We start from the raw sequence: 16,799 nt of genomic DNA on the forward strand, positions 1-16,799 counted from the left end.
GCGACGGTTGGCCAGCCGCGCGTCGCCAGGGCTCAGCGCTCAGCGCTTGCCAATGCTCGCCATCGCATCGGCAAGCGCGGTCCTTCCAGCCTAGCGCTTGGTGAACCAGGAATCGCTCGCCTTGCGCTCCCAATCCGCGAGCTGTTTCTCGGCTTCGTCTTTGGCGATCCCATAGCGCTCCTGGATCTTGCCCGCGAGCTGGTCACGGCGACCGGAGACGACGTCGAGGTCGTCATCGGTCAGCTTGCCCCACTGCTCCTTGACCTTGCCCGTGACCTGCTTCCAGTTGCCCTCGATCTGATCCCAGTTCATTTGCGTCTCCTTCTTCGATGGAAAGCCCAGTTTCGGCCCACCGCTCCCGGCGGTCTGTGCGCTGACGAACGTAACGCGTGGCCGGCGGCTGGGTGCGTTACCGAACGGACGACGCCTGGCGAACATGAAAGCATCCACGAATGCTGGCAGGTGCCCCGGCTCGCGGCAGTTCTCCACTCGAGACCGGCGCGATCCCGACGGCGTCCGCTGAAGTCCTACGTTTCCTGGAAGCCAACGCCTTGCGACGCGCACTCCTGATCTTCCTGCTGGCGAATTCGTGGGCCGTCGATGTTCGTGCGACCCCGGTCACGACACCCGACGACAAGGCAATCATCGAAAGTCAGGGCCAGGCGGCCAACGCAGTCGGAAGCCTGCGAACAGCGCAAACCGAAAAGCTTGCGCTGTTCTCAACGCTCGGGGACCCCGAGCCCGCCTTGCTCGGAATTCTGAGCCTCGGATTCGCCGGCCTGTTGGCCATACGGCGAAGGCGGGACTGACGCCTCCGCCCGCCGCTCACCCCGCAGGCGTGCGCGGCCGAGGAAACTCCACGTGCGCCGCCAGCCCGCCGAGTGGGCTGTCGCCGAGGCTGATCCGGGTGCCGTGCAGCTCCGCCACCCGGGCAGCGATCGACAGCCCCAGGCCGGCGCCCTGTCCGGGCCCTTCCCGGAAGAATGGCTCGAAAGCCCTGTCGCGCAAATCGGGCGGCAGGCCGGAACCGCTGTCCTGCACGCTCAGCTCCACGGCCTGATCTGCCGCCCGCAGGCTGACCCGGATGCTGCCCCCCTCGGGGGCATGCGCAACCGCGTTGCCGACCAGGTTCTGCAGCAGCGCGCCGAAGCAGTGCTCGTCGACCAGCGCGTCGTAGTCCCGGCCTTCGTCGGCTTCCAGCGCCAGATCCTGCCGACGCTCCAGCGCCAGCGGCGCCAGCTCGGCGAGCTGCCTGCGCACCAGAGTCAGCAGGTCCTGCCGCCGCATCTCCAGCGTGGCCGCGCCAGGCTCCAGCCGCGCCAGGGTCAGCAGCTGCTCCACCACCCGGGTGGCGCGCGCGACGCTGCTGTCGAGCTGCCCCAGGGCCTCGTCGCGGTCGAGCGGATCCTGCGCATGCGCCGCGTTGTGCGCCTGGAGGCGCAGCACCGCCAGCGGCGTTCGAAGCTCGTGCGCGGCGTAGGCAACGAAGCGCCGCTCCCGCTCCAGCAGCTCGGTGACCTGCAGCAGCAGGCGGTTGAGCGACGCCACCACCGGCGACAGCTCATCGGGCACCGGGGCCAGCAGCAGCGGCGACAGGTTGTCCGGGTCGCGGCGCTTGAGCATCCGCACCATCTGCCTGAGCGGACGAAGTCCCCAGCCGACCGCGAGCCAGATCGACACGGCCATCAGCGGCAGGCCGATCAGGGCGGGCAGCAGGCTCTGCAGCGCGATGCTCTCAGCGAGCTCGCCGCGGACGTCCGCACGCTCGCCGACCAGGATCCGCTGGTCGTCGGCCTGGTCGTGCAGCATGAACAGCCGCCAGTGAACCCCCTTGTGCACGGCATCGTGGTAGCCGGCCGGAATGCGACCCACCAGGCCATCGACCTTGCCGGCTGCGCCCGCGGCCGAGGCGGGGCGGACCTCGTCGATCACGGACTGCTCGAGATCGGCGGCGGCTGCGCTCGCCGACTGCAGCAGGCGATTGCCAACGGAATCGAACACGAAGAAGACCAGCTTGCCCTCGTACTTGTGGCCCAGGCGCTGCGCCTCCTCGCCTTCCGCGAGTCGCACCGCTTCGTCGAGCGAGGCCTGCAGGACCGCCCGAGCCTCGGCCTGCATGTCACGGCTGACCATCCCGGCAAGCAGCCGTGCCGTCTGCGCCAGTTCGGCGTCGAAGACCTCCTGGAGCTCGTGCTCGGCGTCGCGGTAGGTCTTGAAGGAGATCAGCGAGAGGGAGAGGCCGAGCAGCGCGAGCAGAAGAACGAGGATGCGGGCACGGATCGAGCGCATCAGGCCTTGTCCACCAGGTAGCCCACGCCGCGCACTGTCCGGATCAGCTCGGGATAGAACTTCTTGCGCAGATGGTGGATGTGCACCTCCAGCGCATTGCTCTCCGCCGCCTCGTTCCAGCCGTACAGCGCCTGATCGAGCTTGTCGCGGGTCAGCACGCGGCCGGGCTGCGACAGCAGCTGGTGCAGCAGCAGGAACTCCTTGCGCTGCAGCACCACCGACTGGCCGCGATAGCTGACCTGCTGGCTGACCGGGTCCAGGCGGATGTCGCGGTACTCCAGCGCCGGCTGCGGGCGGTTGAAGCTGCGGCGCAGCAGCGCCCGCAGCCGCGCCTTCAGCTCCGCGACGTCGAAGGGTTTGACCAGGTAGTCGTCCGCGCCGCAATCCAGCCCGGCGATGCGGTCCCCGGTCGCATCGCGGGCAGTGAGCACGAGCACGGGCACCGGATTGGCTGAGGAGCGCAGGCGCCTGAGCACCTCCAGACCGTCCATCCGTGGCAGGCCCAGGTCCAGGATGGCCAGCTCGAAGCTCTCGTGGGTCAGCGCGTGCAGCGCGCTGGCGCCGTCCTGCAGCCAGTCCACCGTGTAGCCCTCGGGCTTGAGCGCCACGCGGATGCCCTCGCCAAGGGCGACGTCGTCTTCAACCAGCAGGATGCGCACGGCCGCTCCGTTCCGGCCTCGCCTGCGCCGCGCGCTTATCCAAGCTTTCCCTTGACCACTTCGAGCAGTGCCCGCGCCTCGGCGCGGCGGCCTGCGTCGGCGCTGGCACGGGTGGGGCGGTCGGGCGCTGCCAGGGCCTTCTCGAGGACCGTCCTGGCTTCCGCATAGCGCTTCTTGCGCAGCAGGAAGTCGCCGTAGAAGTAGTTGGGGTCGATGCCATCGGGGTTGATCGTCAGCGCCTTCTTCAGCAGCTCCTCGGCCTTCTCGTCGTCACCGAAAGCGATCGGCCAGCGGGGCACCTGATAGTACAGAGTCCCGAGGCTGGTGTAGGCGGAGCCGTCCAGCGCCCTGGGGTCGAGCTTGAGCGCCTGCTCCAGCTCGGACCTGGCCTGCTTGACCAGGTCGAGCGCGCCCAGCCCGCCCTTGGCGCCGGCCCAGGTACTCAGGACGATGCCGCGCCAGATGTGCAGCTCGGCCGCCTGCGGCTCGGCGCTCACCGCGTTGCCGGCCAGCGCCGCCAGCTCCGCAAAGGCGCCTTCGCGCTGCGCGGCGGGCAACTGGTAGTTGATCTCGGCCCAGCGGCCCTGGATTCGCTCCAGCTGGCCCAGGCCGCCAGTGCTCAAGGCCAGGGCGGGCAGGCTGGTCAGCGCAAGCATCAGCAGCAAGATCCTGCGCAGCGTGTTCATGGTCGTTTCGTTCATTGGTCGGCTCCTTCAGTGGTTGCTTCGCGCAAAGCGCTGGATGACGGGCAACTGCTTGCGCAGCGCCTGGTCGACGACCCGGGGCAGCAGCCCGTTGAGCCGCACGAAGAGCTTCTCGGGCCAGCCGATGTAGAGCTCCTCCCGCTCGCGCTCGATCGCCCGCACGATCTGCGCCGCCACTGCCTGCGGGTCGTCCATGGCCACGTGCAGTTCCTCGTTCATGGCGACCACGGGGCTGGAGTTCATCGAGGTTCGGGTGGCGCGCGGCGCAACGTAGAGCACCTTGATGCGGCTGTCGGCAAGCTCGCGGCGCAGCGCCTCGGAGAAGCCGCGCATCGCGAACTTGCTGGCGCAGTACGCCGCGAACCCCGGATAGCCGATCGATCCGAAGGTCGAGCCCAGGTTGACGAGCAGCGCCCTGGGCGGGATCCGAAGCAGCGGCAGCAGGCGATGCGTGAGCTGCAGCGTGGCGGTGACGTTGAGCTCGATCAGCCGGGAGATCGCGTCTTCGTCCTGGCGCTCGAGCAGCGCGAACTGGTTGACCCCGGCGGCGTTGATCACGCAGTTCAGGCCGCCGAACTGGCGCACGGCAGCCATCACCGCCTCCCGGCCTTCGGCCAGGCGCAGGTCGGCGCGCACCAGGCCCACCTGCCCGGGGTGCCGCAGGGCCAGTTCCTCCATGGCCTCGCCCTGACGACCGGCCAGCAGGAGCCTGGCCCCGCCGGCGGCCAGCCGCTGCGCAAGCGCCTGCCCGATGCCGCCGCTGGCGCCGGTGAGCAACACACGACATTCGGAGAGTTTCATCGCGCGCTCCTCAGGCGGACAGCGGCAGGCTGCGGAACATGTCGCCGTACAGGCGGTAGACCACCTTGGCGGTGTGCACCACGGCGGCCTTCTCGTCGTCGCCGTCCAGCCGGTTCATCAGCCCCTCGAACAGCTTCATGTGCTCGAGGTCCAGGCTGCCGTGCGAGCTCAGGTAGCTGAACGCCTGCTTCGGCAGTTTTAGTCGGTCCTGGATGATCCCGGCGGCCCGGGTGGCCAGCGCGATGCTCGTGCCCTCGAGCACGTTGACCATGCCGAAGAAGCTCACCGGATTGCAGCGCGCGATCCGGTCGTACACATAGCTGACCATCAGCTCGGTGGGCAGGGCCGGCGTGCCCGCGCGCGCCGCATCCGCATCGGCGCCGCAGGCGGCGATGTCGTCGAGGATCCACTCCTGGTGGCCGGTCTCCTCCTCGATGTACTCGGCGATCGCCACGCGCAGCCATTCGAGGCGCTCGGGCAGGCGCGCGCCGCAGGCCATCAGCAGCGGCACCGTGTGCTTGACGTGGTGGTAGGCCTGCGTGAGGAAGGCCACGTAGCTGTCGAGGCCGACATCGCCGGCCATGGCCTGGCGGATGATCGGTGCGGCGAGCAGGTACTCGCGCTCGGCGGCGGTCTGGTCCTGGAGCTGCTGGAAGAAGGTCATGCGCGGATCTCGTCGTGTTGCGTGGCGAGCCGCGCGTCGATCGCGGCCCGGTAATGCTCGAACAGCGCATCGCGACGCAGGCGGCCGTTGGGGGTGGCGAGGCCGTTCGCGGCGCTGAAGGGCGCGTCCGCGCGCAGCCAGTGGTGCGCGCGGGCGTAGTCGGGGAGACGGGCATTGACGGCGGCCACGACGGCGTCGAGCTCGGCGTCGCTGCACTCCGGGCTGCGTGGCGCCAGCACGGCCACGTTCCGCGCCAGCGCCTCGCCGTGCAGCCAGGCCTGTGCGACGGGCGACTGCTGCATCAGCTCGGCCTCGACCCATTCCGGGTTCACGTTGCGCCCGAACGCGGTGATGAACTGGTTCTTGATGCGGCCGTGCAGCACCAGGAAGCCATCCTCGAAGTGGCCGAGGTCGCCGGTGTGCAGCCAGCCCCGCTGCAGGGGCGGCTCGCCCAGGTAGCCCAGCATGCGCGCGCCGCGTACCTGCACCTCGCCATTCCTGGCGATGCGCACCTGCGCGTGCGCGAGTGGGCGGCCGACGGTGCCGATGCGGCGCGCCGACGGAGTGTTCAGGCAGACCACCGACGCGCACTCCGAGAGCCCATACCCCTCGAACACCGGCAGCCCCAGCGCGTCCGCGCGCTGCAGCAGCTGCGGCGCCACCCGCCCGCCGCCCACGGCGATGAAGCGCAGGCTGTCCGGCAGGGGCAGGCCGCGCTCGGCAGCCGCCACCAGCGCGAGCAGCAGCTGCGGCAGGAGGATCAGGCTGTGCGGCCGGCTTGCGCCGATTGCGCCGACGAAGCGCATCAGGTCCAGGCCGCTGGCGCCCTGCAGGCCGATCTCGGCCATGGGGCGCAGCTCGATGCACGCGCCCGCGAGCAGCGGCGCATAGATGCCGGCGATGTTCTCCAGCAGCGTGGCCAGCGGCAGCACGCAGAGGTGCCGCTCCACGCCGCAGCCCGAGCTGGCCTGCCAGAGGCTGCGGGCAACCGCCAGTTGCGCCTCGCCGTCCAGGCACACGCCTTTCGGCTGGCCGGTGGTGCCCGAGGTGTAGGTGATCTTCAGCGTGCCGGTGGGCACTGCGGGCACGCTCGCCGGCCTGCGCTGCCAGATACCGTCGCCGCCATCCGCGAAGCCGCAGGCGCCGGCGAGTTCGGCAATCGCGCCCCGCTCGGCCGGCGCCGCTGGCCGATCAGGCATCGGTCCGGCCGAAATCAGCGTATCGATGCCCGAACTGTCCAGCACGTGCCGCTGCTGCGCCGCCGAGAAGAAGTCCGGCAGCGGGACGCAGACGCGCCCGCTGAACAGCAGCGCCAGGTCCCAGAGCGCCCAGTCCAGCCCGTTGTCCAGTGCCAGTGCAACGCGCCGTGCGCCGAGCGTCGCCAGCAGCTCCATGCGCTGCCGCACCGCATCGCGCAGCTGCGCGTAAGTCAGCGTTCGCCCGCCCGCCTGGACGGCCGGCTGCGCGCCGTGCTCGCCCAGCGCGCGCCAGAGTTCCTCAATGGCGGGCGACATGGCACGCCTCCATCGAATCGAACCAGGCCAGGCCATCCGGGTGACCGTACACGCCGAGCTTCGACAGCCGCTGGTGTCCGCCGAGGATCTCGCCGGCCATCACCTGCGGTCCGTCGTCGTAGTAGGTGCCCCAGTCGGGTAGCTCGTCGCCGACGCGCGCGGGGTCGGCCAGGCCGAGCACGCAGGGCGACAGGCCCAGGCGCAGGAAACTGTTCAGCAGCGTGGCGGTGCCGGTGAAGGCCACCCAGCGGAAGCCTTCCGCCGCGAGCAGGTCCGTCAGCGCGACGATCAGGCGCCTGGCCGTTCCGACCCCGGCGGCGGCGAGGTTGCCCACCTCTACGATCTCGTCGCGCGCCACCGGCCTGTCGAAGCGCTGCCCGATGGCCTGCTCGATGGGGACATCGAGATAGCGCTCCAGGAACAGCGGGAATTCGCCGGCGCTGCGGTATCCGACCGCGCCGTGCAGGCTGGCGTCGCCCGACTCCAGCCCGAGCAGGCGCGGCATGAAGTGCCGCACCTTCGCCTGGTAGCGCTCGGCAAACCGCCGGCGAATGAAGGCCTCCACGCTCGCCCGTCGCTCGCCGTGCAGCGCGGGGACGAGCTTCAGTCCCGCCGTCTCGCCGCGGCTGCGCGCCCGCGGCGCACTTCGATCCAATCCCAATGGTTTCACAGGTCGTCGCCATGAATGAATCCGGGATCGGATGCTGGCGGGCGCGCCTTAGGTGAACATTAACTGGCTGCCGCGCGTGACGGCCGGAACGCAGCATTGCGTGCCGCGTCTGGAAGGCGCAAGCTTTTCTGCTCGGCTGGACGTGCGGTTCAGTCGAGGGTGCTCAAGTCAGGAGGACCGACCATGGCAAACGATCGAATGTCCACGCGCAGGGACGTCCTGCGCCGAGCGCTGGGGATCGGCTGCGGGGTGTGCCTGCCGACCGTCATCTGGGGTTGCGACTCGAGCGACAGGCCGCCGCAAGCTCAGTCGTCGTCCAACTCGGGCTCATCCGGATCGTCCCCGTCCGCGGCTCCGCCTGCGGCCTCGTCGGGCGCGACGCCCGGGAGCGCCGGCTCGGCGGCTGGCGCAGGTCCCGTCAAGGTGCCGCAGGCCAGCGTGAACTATCAGGCGCAGCCGAACGAGGGCAGGCGGTGCGCCGACTGCCAGCACTTCATCGCGGAATCAGGCAGCTGCAGGCTGGTCGAAGGCCAGATCGTGCCGGACGGCTGGTGCACGCTGTGGGCGAAGCGGTCGTAGGCGGGCAGGGCGGCGGCGCAGCATAGTGTGGGCTTCAGGAGAGCGTCATGCGATCCGCCCCTGCCCGCCACCCGGGTTCCAGTTCGCGCGTAGCGCTGCTTCGGGCGATCGCCCGGCTGGGATTCCGCCGCTGGTACGAGCGCAGGCTCATCGAGGCCCACGCCTGGCTTGCCGCCTGCTTCCTGTCGATGGTGATCGTTGCCGCTGGCGTCGAGCTGCTGCGCTTGCGGGGCTCGGCCGCCGAGCTCATCCTCGACGCCTCGCTCGTTGCCGCCGGCGCGCTGCTGGCCTGGTTCGCATGGCGACGCTACGCGACCGGCATGTACCTGGCGGCGATGTTGGGCGAGCAGGCCGTGTGCCCCGGCTGCGAGCGCTTCGGCTTCCGCTGCGACCCGCTGCAGCCGCCGGACGGGCGCGCGCTGGCAGTGCACTGTGCGCGCTGCGGGCGGCACTGGCAGGTCGGCGACGGGGTTGATGCCGACGGGTGAGTGTCTGGGGCGGGCAGCGGGAGTCGCAGCAGGACAGTGACCGCGCAAATGCCGCCCCGTTGCATCGACGTGGGAACGCCACGCGGCGTCGCCGCATCCAACGCCCTGGCAACGCGATCGACGGGAGACACAAAGTGACCGCTCATGAGTCCAGGCTGCGCGGACGCGAGCAAGTCGCGCACGGCACGATTGCCACGCGCCAGGGCGATCGCAGGGTACAGGCTGATCCGCTCGCCGGGACGGTCGGATGAGCCCATGGATTGCATGAAAGACGTCACGCCCACGGCCCTGGTGCTGGCCGGCGGCGGCAGCTTCGGCGCGATGCAGGTCGGCATGCTGCGCGCGCTGGTCGCCCACGGCGTGGCGCCGGATCTGGTCGTCGGTTCATCGGTGGGGGCGATCAACGGCGCCTACTTTGCCGGCGCGCCGAACGCAGGCGGCGTCGCGCGGCTCGAGGCGATCTGGCGCGGCCTGCGCCGCAGCGAGGTCTTTGCCATCGGCTGGCGCGGTGCGCTGGGCCTGCTCAGGCGCGGCTCCGCGGTCGATCCTCGCGGGCTGCGCCGGCTCGTGGAGGAACATCTGTCGTACCGGACCATCGAACAGGCGGCCCTGCCGCTACATCTGGTGGCCACCGACCTGATGGGCGGCGGCACGGTGCGCCTGTCCAGCGGACCGGTCGTCGATGCCGTGCTCGCCAGTTGCGCGATACCCGCTGCGTTTCCGCCCGTGCGCATAGGCGAGCACTACCTGATCGATGGCGCAGTCGCCTCCAACACGCCGATTAGTGTCGCGGTCGAGCTGGGCGCCAGGCGCGTGATCGTGCTGCCGACCGGCTTCGCCTGCTCGCTCGCGGCACCGCCGCGCGGAGCGCTCGCCAGCGCACTGCACGCCATCACCCTGCTGATCGCGCATCAGCTGGTGATGGAACTCGAGCGCTACCGCGACCTGGCCGAGATCGTCACGGTGCCGCCGCTGTGTCCGCTCGAGGTGTCGCCCTACGACTTCTCCCACGCCGGTGAACTGATCGAGCGCGCCGGCGAGCAGACCCAGCGTTGGCTCGACCGCGGCGGGCTGCACCGCGAGCGCATACCCAAGGCGCTGCGCCCGCACACCCATTGACGCGAAAAGCACGCTGATCTGTGCGGCGATTCCGCCAGCGCGGCCAGATCGAGTTGGGCGTGGCGGCGATCGGCACGGTCGAGGTTGCCGAACCCGATCCAGCAGGGAAGGGCGTCGGATCGACGCACGAACTGGTCAGTGCGCAGTCATCGTCATCCATTTCGCGCCAGCGTCGCAGGGGGCGGTCTTGGACCGGTTCCAGACACCAGAAGTGCAAACGGCGCCCGAAGGCGCCGTAAGTCTTGGATTCCGCGTGGGAAATCTGGTGGGCGGCACAGGGTTCGAACCTGTGACCCCTGCCGTGTGAAGGAGTCGCCTGCTACGACGGTGAGGCAAGTGTAAACAACGTCGAGCAACTGTGCCAGGGGCCGGACAGCATGGAGGCTGCGGTCGGCACGCATCCGTCGTTGGGAGTGTCCGCTGTGATCTTGATTTCCGTCTGCGGTTGCATGAAGCTGCCGATGTCTCTGGTCCCACAGCGCGCGCAGGTCCAAGTGCTGCCAACCCGGCTCGTAGCTGCCAGCGTGCTGCCGAGGGAGAGCGTGTCGACGGGGACCGAGCAACGCTCGGCCGGTGGCGTGGCATTACTGCGGCACGCGCCCGCAGTATCGCGGATGGATACCGTCTCGGGAGAAAGATATGTTTCTGGACATCGACGGCAACAAGGTCTTCGCCCTCAGCTTCGGCGCGGGGCCGCGCACGATCCTTGCGCACAGCGGTTGGATCGGCAACTTCGAGGACTGGATCGCGACGCTGGCACCCTTGAGTGAACGCTGGCGAACCGTCGTCTACGACCACCGCGGCGCCGGAGAGACCGTGGTGCCGGTGGAGCGGATCTCGCACGAGGCGCTGGTGGACGACGTCTTCCGGGTGATGGACGCGATGAAGATCGAGCGCTGTGTGATGGCCGGATTCTCCCGGGGAACGGTAACGGCGCTACGGGCGGTACTCCGCAGCCCCGAGCGTTTCGACGGGTTGCTGCTGATGAACGGGCACGGGGAGGTGCAACTGCCTGGCGAGGCGCCAGCGGCGCGGCCGGTGCCGTCCCAATGGCCCGGCGAGACCTTCCGCGATCACTTGGAGTGGTTCGCCGCGGGGTGCGTGCCGGAACCAGACAGCGAGCACATCAGGCGGTGGGCAGTTAACGTGCTGTCGCGGTCCACGCCGGACGTGGCCGACCGGATCTTCACGATGAAGCCGACCGAGCAGGTCGACTGGGCGGACAGCCTCCCACGACTGGCGCTGCCCACGCTTCTGATCCACGGCGAACTGGATGTGCGTTGCCGGACCGAGGTGATGGAGTACATGCACTCCCTGATCCCTGGCAGTCGATTGGTCGTGATGAAGGGATCGGGCCACCTGCCTGCGATGACCCGGCCGATGGATGTTGCCCGAGAGATCGACAGCTTCTTCGCCGAGCGTCTCGGCTGACTTGCAACCGAAGGCGCTCAGTGCCGGGAGGGCGCAATGTGCAACCGATACGTCAGCCCCGAGCAGGCCGACATCGAGCGCTTCTTCGAGATCGGCCGGCGCAACCCGCTGCCTCCCTGGCCGCGCGAGATCTTCCCGCGCGCACCCGGCCCGTTCGTCCGCCTCGACCGCGACGGCCGCCGCGAGCTCGTCGTCGGCCGCTGGGGCCTGATCCCGCACTTCGCCTCGGCGCCGGACATCCGCTACTCGACCATCAACGCCCGCAGCGAGGAACTCGCGCAGAGGCCGACCTACCGCACCGCCTGGGCGCGCGGGCAGCGCTGCATCATCCCGGCCGTCAGCTTCGACGAGCCCAACTGGGAGACCGGCCGCAATGTTTGGTGGCGCTTCCGGCGCGCCGACGGCGAGCCCTGGGGCCTGGCCGGGCTGCGGAACACCTGGATCGACCGCGCCACCGGCGAGATCCACGAGAGCTACACGATGCTCACGATCAACGCCGATGGGCACGCGCTGATGGGTCGCATGCACAAGCCCGACCCCGCGCTGCCACCGGACGCCCAGGACAAGCGCAGCGTGATCCCGATCGAGCGAGCGGACGCGGAGCATTGGCTGGCGGGATCGGTCGAGGATGCCCGGGCGCTGATGCGGGTGCCGCGGGTGGATGTGTTCGACGCGGGGCCGGTCGCCAGGGCACTTCGAAGCGTGTAGGCCCCTGGCCGCATCTCCCGCGTCCGGTGACCTTCATGCTCCGGATGGCCCGCTCTCAACTTCACACCGCCCCACCCGTCAGACTTGCGTCTAGACAGACCGGCTAGACGATCGCCCGCTCGCGCCCCGCCCAGAACTGCTCGCGTACCGTCCTGCGCACCACCTTGCCGACCGCGCTCTTCGGCAGCTCCGGCCAGAAGTCGACGCTCTTGGGTGCCATCACGCTCCCCAGGCGCTGCTTGCAGGCGTCGATGATCTCAGCCTCGGTGGCAGCGGCGCCCGGCTTTAGCTGGACGATCGCCTTGACCGCCTCGCCCCATTTCTCGTCGGGCACGCCGATGACCGCGCAATCCTGGACCGCCGGGTGCGAGAAGATCGCCTGCTCGATCTCCGACGGGTAGACGTTGAAGCCGCCCGTGATGATCATCTCGCGCTTGCGGTCCACGATGTACACGAAGCCGTCCTCGTCCATCTGGCCCACGTCCCCGGTGAGGATCCAGCCGTCGCGCCGGACCTCTGCGGTGGCGGCGTCGTTCTTGTAGTAGCCGATCATCTGGAAGTCTCCTCCGATCGCGATCTCGCCGCGCTCTCCGGGCGGCAGCGCCCGGCCTTCGTCGTCGACGATCTTCACCTTCGTGAGGGGCGTCGCCTGTCCGCAGCTCGCCAGGCGCCCGGGGCGCTCGCGCAGAGCGTGGACGTGCGCCTGCGCGGAGAAGAAGGTACCGATCAGCGCGCCGGCTTCAGTCTGCCCGTAGGTCTGCACCATCACCGGCCCGAACACCTCGATCGATTGCCGTATCTTCTCGACCGACATCGGCGCTGCTGCATAGACGAAATATTCGAGCGACGAGTAGTCGCGGCTGCGCACACCCGGATCGGCAAGCAGCATGTAGACGGCGGTCGGCGGCAGGAACAGGTGCGTCACCCGGTGCGTCTCGATCGCGTCGAGCACGGCCTTCGAGTCGAACGCCTTCATCAGGACGTGCGTCGCGCCCACAGCGAGCAGCGGCAGCGTCATCGCGCCGGCGGCGTGCGTCATCGGCGCCACGACCAGGTGCACCGGTTCACCGGCCTTCGGCGGCATCGAGACGTTTACATTCATCGCCAGGCACTCCCACGTGCGGTGGCTGTGCACCACGCCCTTGGGCCGGCCGGTGGTCCCTCCGGATCCGAAGACTGCCATGGGCGCATCTGGGCGCTCCGTCGCTTCCGGCGCGGGTACGAACGCTGCTGCCAGCCAGCGGTCCACCGACTGCTGTGCGTCGGGCGCATCGGCGTCGATCGGCACGAAGGCGCGAAGCTTCGGGCACGCAGCGCGGAGCTCCTCGATGCGGTCCGCGTAGTCGCTGTGGTAGAGCAGGATCTCGACGTCGTTGTTGTCCAGCAGGTAGGCAATGTCCTGCGTCGAGTTCCGGGCGTTGACCGGCGCCCAGATTGCGGCCGAGCGAAGGACGCCGAGGATCGATTCGAGCGCACGGCCGCAGTTGGGGCTGTAGACGGCCACCTTGGTCCGCTCCGGCACGGCGCCCAGGCGCAGCAGCCCGTTGGCGATCTGGTGGGTGGCTCGCTGCACCTGGGCGTAGGTGCGTTCGAGCCCGGTTTCGAGGTCGTGCGTGCAGGCGCGGTTGCGTGCGATCAGTGCGCCACGGTCGAAGAAGTCGATGATCCGCATTGGTTGTTCCTGTTGGATTGCGCGTCATCCATGCCCCGGGGCGGGCGCCGGGTGGGGCAGGGGGGGCAGCGGCGTCAGTCGTCGGTCAGCAGTCGCCCTGCGTGGAAGCGCGGATAGAAGCCCTCGTGGTGACGCTTGCGTGCCGGCTCCTCGACCTCGTCGGCCGGCAGGTGCCAGAACATTTCGCGGGCGCTCGGGGAGTCGTACAGCGGGTGCTTCACGTTCCTGGTACCGATCAGGTTGATCACGGCGGTCTTCCCGGAGTCGAACGCGCGTTCGAGCGCGGGCACGATCTGATCCGGCGATTCCACGTGCTCGGCGTGGCATCCGAGCGTCGCGTACATCAGGTCGTAGCGCACATCTGGCGTCAGCAGGAAGCCCTTGTTGGCATTGGGCCCGAGCACGCGGAAGTCCTTGCCATAGCAGTAGTCCTCGACGCCAGCGCAGAAGGTGCTGTCGTTGTAGACGAGATGGACCACCGGCAGGCCATAGCGCACCGCGGTCTCGATGTCGCCACCTCCGAGGCCCATGCCGCCGTCGCCCATCATGGCCAGGACTGGGGTGCCAGGTCGCCCGATCTGCGCGCCGATCGACATCCCCACGCCATGGCCGAATGCAGCGTTCAGCCCTGCATCGAGCACCTGTCCGGAGCGGCGCGCCCTGAATTGCTCGCCGAGGAAGGTCGAAGAGGTGAAGGAGTCGAACACCACGGACGTGTCCTCGGTGACGCAGTCGTTGACGACCTTCGCCAGCCACCTGGGGTGGATCGGCGCGTCCCCTGATACCGATTCGGCCTCCCGGGCGAGCCTCGAGTTCGCCTCGCGTTGCAGGTCTCCTGCACGGGAACCCCAGGCGCTGCGGCCGTCGTCGGGAACCAGGCCGTCGCAGGCATCGAGGATCTGCTCGAGGGCTGCGCGCGGATCGGCAACGATCTCGAACTCGGTGGGCAGCGAGGGAAGCACATCCTGCGCGCACGACTGGACCTGGATGAAGCGCGCAGGGGTCTTCCACTCGCCGAACCCCTCCAGATAGCCCATCTGCAGCCCGACCACGAGTATCAGGTCGGCTTCGTCGACCAGCGCCTTGCGGGCGCCCGCGCTGACCGCAAGCGGGTGATCCTCGGGAATGGCGCCCCGTCCGAGGCGGCGGACGTTGAAGGGGATGCCGGTCCGCTCGACAAGGCCGCGCAACGCCTGGTCGGCCCAGGACCAGTGGATGCCTTCGCCTGCGAAGATCAGCGGGCGCTTCGCCGACATCAGCGCCTGAGCGACCTTGCGCGCGATTGCCGGATCCGTGAACGCCCGCGCGGCGGGCTCGGCGCGCCAGGCGCCGGGCCTATAGGCTGCGACAGCGCGCTCGTCCATCCGGTCGGCGTTGTAGCAGTCGATTGGGAGTTCGATGCCGACCGGCCCGTAGGGCGGCGTCATCGCGTCGCGGAAGGCCTTGCGGATGAAGTGGTTGATCAGGGCCGGGTCGGTCACGCGGACCGTCCACTTGGTCAGGCTTCGGCAGACCTCGGCCGCATAGGCCTCCTGCATCGTCGCGCGGTGGCTCTCGGCTTCCTTGTGTCCGCCGAAGAGGCAGACCATCGGCGTGCGAGAGACGTGCGCCATGTGGATGCCGGTGACCATGTTCAGCATGCCGGGCCCGGCCGTGCCGAAGCACACGCCGGGCTTTCGGGTGACGCGCGCGTAGCCGTCGGCCGCATGCGCCGCGGCCTGCTCGTGGCGGACCTGGACGACGCGGATGCCCGCGCGGTACGCATGGTCCTGGATCGGCTGGATGTGCCCGCCCATCAGGCCGAACATGGTGTCCACGCCCTCGTCGAGGAGTGCGCGCACTGCGAGTTCGGCAGGCCAGTACTTCGCCATCTTGGGATTCCTTCGAGGTGAGTGTTGGAGCGCAACCGGACCGCCGGCGCGCTTGCGGGGATGCGCGTCAGGCGCGCAGGCGTTCGCGGATGACCCGGCGCAGCACCTTGCCGGTCGGGTTTCGTGGGATCTCGTTCCAGACGAGGAGCTTTCGGGGGATCTTGTAGCTGGCGATCCGGTCGCGACACCAGGCGCGCAACTGTTCTGCCGAGAGGCTCTCGCCCTCGTGCAGCCGCACCACAGCGCAGACGCGGTCGCCCCACTTCTCGTCCGGCTCGCCGACCACTGCGACCTCGGCGATCGCCGGGTGTCCCAGCAGCACGCCCTCGACTTCGGTCGGATAGATGTTCTCGCCGCCCGAGATGATCAGGTCGTTCTTGCGATCGACGAGATGGAAGAATCCCTCGTCGTCTCTGGTCGCGAGGTCGCCGGCTGAGAACCAGCCGTCGGCATCGAAGCTGCGCGCGGTCAGCTCGGGATCCTTGTAATAGCCCTCGTAGGCGAAAGCGACACCGCGCGCGTGGATCTCGCCGACCTCGCCGACCGCGGACTCCGATCCGTCGGCGCGGCGTAGACGCACCTCGACGCCGGGGAAGGCCTGGCCCACCGAGGCCTCCTTGCGCATCTGGTCGGCGGGTGCGAGGTGCGTTACCAGTCCAGTCTCGGTGGCGCCGTAGAACTCGTGCATGGCCGCGCCAGGGAAGAACTCGCGCATCCGGTACTTGGTCGCCATCGCCAGGGGCGCCGACGACGAAAGCAGCGAACGGAAGCTGGAGCGGTCGTAGCGTTCCGACACGGCTACTGGCAGGTCCATGATCAGCGAGTACATCGTCGGCACGAGCGAAGCGAAGGAGATGCGATGCTGGTCTATGACCCTCAGCGCCTCCTCGGCGTCGAACTGCTCCATCACGTAGATCGTTCCGCCGACCGACAACTGCACGAGCTGGAAGAAGATCCCGTTGGCATGGAAGAGCGGCATCACGATCAGGCTCGTGTCGCTCGCGCGGAGACCGAAGGCCGACGCCGCGTAGAGTGCGCTGACCGCAAGCCTGTGCTGCGTCTTGATGACTGCCTTTGGTCGCCCGGTCGTTCCAGAGGTGTAGCCGAGGAACCAGCAGGTGTCGATGCCTGAGGGAACCTCCACCCGCTTCTCCGAAGCAGGGGCGAGCCAGTCCTCGTAGGCGCGCAGGCCGCCGGGTCTGTCGCCAAGGACCACGATGCACGACGGATCCAGCGGCGATCCTCCAGCCATCAACCCGTCGAGCAGCTCGTCCTCGCAGACCAGCAGCCGAGGCTGTGAGTGCTGTAGGACGTAGTCGACCTCGGCCTGTGCGAACCTCGCATTGACCGGGACGCAGGTCACCCCCGCGCGGGCGCACCCGAACAGCAGTTCGATCCACTCGATTCTGTTGCGGGCGAATACTGCGGCCGCGTCGCCCTCGCGCAGCCCGGATGCGAGCAGCGCGTTGGCGACCTTGTCGATGCGTCGGTCGAGCTGGCTGTAGGTCAGCGAGCGCGATCGACTGATCGCCGCCACCTTGTCGGGCGTGCGCTCGACGACCGAGCGCAGGTTCGTGTTCACATCCAGCAGATGACGGTGCATCAGGCTTCGCTCCCGATCAGGACGTGC

The 16,799-nt window shown here is 69.0% G+C and carries 17 protein-coding genes; 6 read left to right on the forward strand and 11 right to left on the reverse strand.

All coding sequences use genetic code 11. From position 1 onward, the window contains the following. Nucleotides 1-90 precede the first annotated feature (90 nt). On the reverse strand, nt 91-312 hold the full coding sequence (locus HNQ70_RS06165; protein WP_183965301.1) for a CsbD family protein: 222 nt from the start codon (nt 310-312) through the stop codon (nt 91-93). Nucleotides 313-452: 140 nt separating this feature from the next. On the opposite strand from HNQ70_RS06165, the gene HNQ70_RS06170 reads away from it, so the two are divergent. Beyond that, nucleotides 453-809, forward strand: coding sequence for an LPXTG cell wall anchor domain-containing protein (locus HNQ70_RS06170; RefSeq protein WP_183965303.1), 357 nt, complete (start codon nt 453-455; stop codon nt 807-809). Between the two features lie 16 nt (nt 810-825). Here HNQ70_RS06170 and HNQ70_RS06175 read toward each other — a convergent pair whose 3' ends face one another. The 7 genes from HNQ70_RS06175 to HNQ70_RS06205 are packed head-to-tail and all read right to left on the reverse strand — an operon-like array spanning nt 826 to nt 7,286. Beyond that, nucleotides 826-2,289, reverse strand: a complete 1,464-nt coding sequence (locus tag HNQ70_RS06175) for an ATP-binding protein (protein ID WP_183965305.1) — start codon at nt 2,287-2,289, stop codon at nt 826-828. Continuing rightward, entirely contained in the window at nt 2,289-2,948 is a 660-nt protein-coding gene (locus tag HNQ70_RS06180) for a response regulator (protein ID WP_183965307.1), read from the reverse strand. The genes HNQ70_RS06175 and HNQ70_RS06180 overlap by 1 nt, the downstream gene beginning before the upstream one ends. Before the next feature lie 35 nt (nt 2,949-2,983). Beyond that, nucleotides 2,984-3,649: a tetratricopeptide repeat protein gene (locus HNQ70_RS06185; protein WP_221302656.1), complete on the reverse strand. Its 666-nt coding sequence runs from the start codon at nt 3,647-3,649 to the stop codon at nt 2,984-2,986. A 12-nt stretch (nt 3,650-3,661) separates the two neighbouring features. After that, entirely contained in the window at nt 3,662-4,453 is a 792-nt protein-coding gene (locus HNQ70_RS06190; protein WP_183965309.1) for an SDR family oxidoreductase, read from the reverse strand. 10 nt (nt 4,454-4,463) lie between these two features. Next, a complete protein-coding gene (locus HNQ70_RS06195; RefSeq protein WP_183965311.1) occupies nt 4,464-5,117 on the reverse strand; it encodes an iron-containing redox enzyme family protein in 654 nt (217 codons plus the stop codon). Then, the gene (locus HNQ70_RS06200) at nt 5,114-6,631 is read right to left on the reverse strand and encodes an AMP-binding protein (protein WP_183965313.1); all 1,518 of its coding nucleotides are present in this window, start codon (nt 6,629-6,631) and stop codon (nt 5,114-5,116) included. Before HNQ70_RS06200 ends, HNQ70_RS06195 begins: the two co-directional genes overlap by 4 nt. Beyond that, nucleotides 6,615-7,286, reverse strand: coding sequence for a thermostable hemolysin (locus HNQ70_RS06205; RefSeq protein ID WP_221302657.1), 672 nt, complete (start codon nt 7,284-7,286; stop codon nt 6,615-6,617). The genes HNQ70_RS06200 and HNQ70_RS06205 overlap by 17 nt, the downstream gene beginning before the upstream one ends. 213 nt (nt 7,287-7,499) lie before the next feature. On the opposite strand from HNQ70_RS06205, the gene HNQ70_RS20605 reads away from it, so the two are divergent. The 5 genes from HNQ70_RS20605 (at nt 7,500) to HNQ70_RS06230 (ending at nt 11,626) form a co-directional block, all read left to right on the forward strand. Then, nucleotides 7,500-7,880, forward strand: a complete 381-nt coding sequence (locus tag HNQ70_RS20605; protein WP_425504338.1) for a high-potential iron-sulfur protein — start codon at nt 7,500-7,502, stop codon at nt 7,878-7,880. 47 nt (nt 7,881-7,927) lie between these two features. Beyond that, on the forward strand, nt 7,928-8,368 hold the full coding sequence (locus HNQ70_RS06215; RefSeq protein ID WP_183965319.1) for a hypothetical protein: 441 nt from the start codon (nt 7,928-7,930) through the stop codon (nt 8,366-8,368). A gap of 264 nt (nt 8,369-8,632) precedes the next feature. After that, nucleotides 8,633-9,487: a patatin-like phospholipase family protein gene (locus HNQ70_RS06220; protein ID WP_183965321.1), complete on the forward strand. Its 855-nt coding sequence runs from the start codon at nt 8,633-8,635 to the stop codon at nt 9,485-9,487. 639 nt (nt 9,488-10,126) lie between these two features. After that, entirely contained in the window at nt 10,127-10,918 is a 792-nt protein-coding gene (locus HNQ70_RS06225) for an alpha/beta fold hydrolase (RefSeq protein ID WP_183965323.1), read from the forward strand. 36 nt (nt 10,919-10,954) lie between these two features. Continuing rightward, nucleotides 10,955-11,626 carry an SOS response-associated peptidase gene (locus HNQ70_RS06230; RefSeq protein WP_183965325.1) on the forward strand — a complete coding sequence of 224 codons (672 nt, stop codon included), beginning with the start codon at nt 10,955-10,957 and terminating at the stop codon, nt 11,624-11,626. A gap of 103 nt (nt 11,627-11,729) precedes the next feature. On the opposite strand, the gene HNQ70_RS06235 is transcribed toward HNQ70_RS06230, so the two are convergent. From HNQ70_RS06235 to HNQ70_RS06245, 3 genes are all read right to left on the reverse strand, one after another. Continuing rightward, nucleotides 11,730-13,298: a class I adenylate-forming enzyme family protein gene (locus tag HNQ70_RS06235; RefSeq protein WP_183965327.1), complete on the reverse strand. Its 1,569-nt coding sequence runs from the start codon at nt 13,296-13,298 to the stop codon at nt 11,730-11,732. Between the two features lie 74 nt (nt 13,299-13,372). Beyond that, the gene (locus HNQ70_RS06240) at nt 13,373-15,169 is read right to left on the reverse strand and encodes a thiamine pyrophosphate-binding protein (RefSeq protein WP_183965329.1); all 1,797 of its coding nucleotides are present in this window, start codon (nt 15,167-15,169) and stop codon (nt 13,373-13,375) included. Nucleotides 15,170-15,236: 67 nt separating this feature from the next. Further along, nucleotides 15,237-16,772, reverse strand: a complete 1,536-nt coding sequence (locus HNQ70_RS06245) for a class I adenylate-forming enzyme family protein (RefSeq protein WP_183965331.1) — start codon at nt 16,770-16,772, stop codon at nt 15,237-15,239. Nucleotides 16,773-16,799 lie beyond the last annotated feature (27 nt).

The sequence above is a fragment of the Quisquiliibacterium transsilvanicum genome (assembly GCF_014202215.1).
Classification (GTDB): domain Bacteria; phylum Pseudomonadota; class Gammaproteobacteria; order Burkholderiales; family Burkholderiaceae_E; genus Quisquiliibacterium; species Quisquiliibacterium transsilvanicum.

Coding starts and splice junctions, on each gene's coding strand:
- HNQ70_RS06165 (WP_183965301.1), bottom strand. CDS start 312: ATGAACTGGGATCAGATCGAGGGCAACTGGAAGCAGGTCACGGGCAAG.
- HNQ70_RS06170 (WP_183965303.1), top strand. CDS start 453: ATGCTGGCAGGTGCCCCGGCTCGCGGCAGTTCTCCACTCGAGACCGGC.
- HNQ70_RS06175 (WP_183965305.1), bottom strand. CDS start 2,289: ATGCGCTCGATCCGTGCCCGCATCCTCGTTCTTCTGCTCGCGCTGCTC.
- HNQ70_RS06185 (WP_221302656.1), bottom strand. CDS start 3,649: ATGAACGAAACGACCATGAACACGCTGCGCAGGATCTTGCTGCTGATG.
- HNQ70_RS06190 (WP_183965309.1), bottom strand. CDS start 4,453: ATGAAACTCTCCGAATGTCGTGTGTTGCTCACCGGCGCCAGCGGCGGC.
- HNQ70_RS06195 (WP_183965311.1), bottom strand. CDS start 5,117: ATGACCTTCTTCCAGCAGCTCCAGGACCAGACCGCCGCCGAGCGCGAG.
- HNQ70_RS06200 (WP_183965313.1), bottom strand. CDS start 6,631: ATGTCGCCCGCCATTGAGGAACTCTGGCGCGCGCTGGGCGAGCACGGC.
- HNQ70_RS20605 (WP_425504338.1), top strand. CDS start 7,500: ATGTCCACGCGCAGGGACGTCCTGCGCCGAGCGCTGGGGATCGGCTGC.
- HNQ70_RS06215 (WP_183965319.1), top strand. CDS start 7,928: ATGCGATCCGCCCCTGCCCGCCACCCGGGTTCCAGTTCGCGCGTAGCG.
- HNQ70_RS06220 (WP_183965321.1), top strand. CDS start 8,633: ATGAAAGACGTCACGCCCACGGCCCTGGTGCTGGCCGGCGGCGGCAGC.
- HNQ70_RS06225 (WP_183965323.1), top strand. CDS start 10,127: ATGTTTCTGGACATCGACGGCAACAAGGTCTTCGCCCTCAGCTTCGGC.
- HNQ70_RS06230 (WP_183965325.1), top strand. CDS start 10,955: ATGTGCAACCGATACGTCAGCCCCGAGCAGGCCGACATCGAGCGCTTC.
- HNQ70_RS06235 (WP_183965327.1), bottom strand. CDS start 13,298: ATGCGGATCATCGACTTCTTCGACCGTGGCGCACTGATCGCACGCAAC.
- HNQ70_RS06240 (WP_183965329.1), bottom strand. CDS start 15,169: ATGGCGAAGTACTGGCCTGCCGAACTCGCAGTGCGCGCACTCCTCGAC.
- HNQ70_RS06245 (WP_183965331.1), bottom strand. CDS start 16,772: ATGCACCGTCATCTGCTGGATGTGAACACGAACCTGCGCTCGGTCGTC.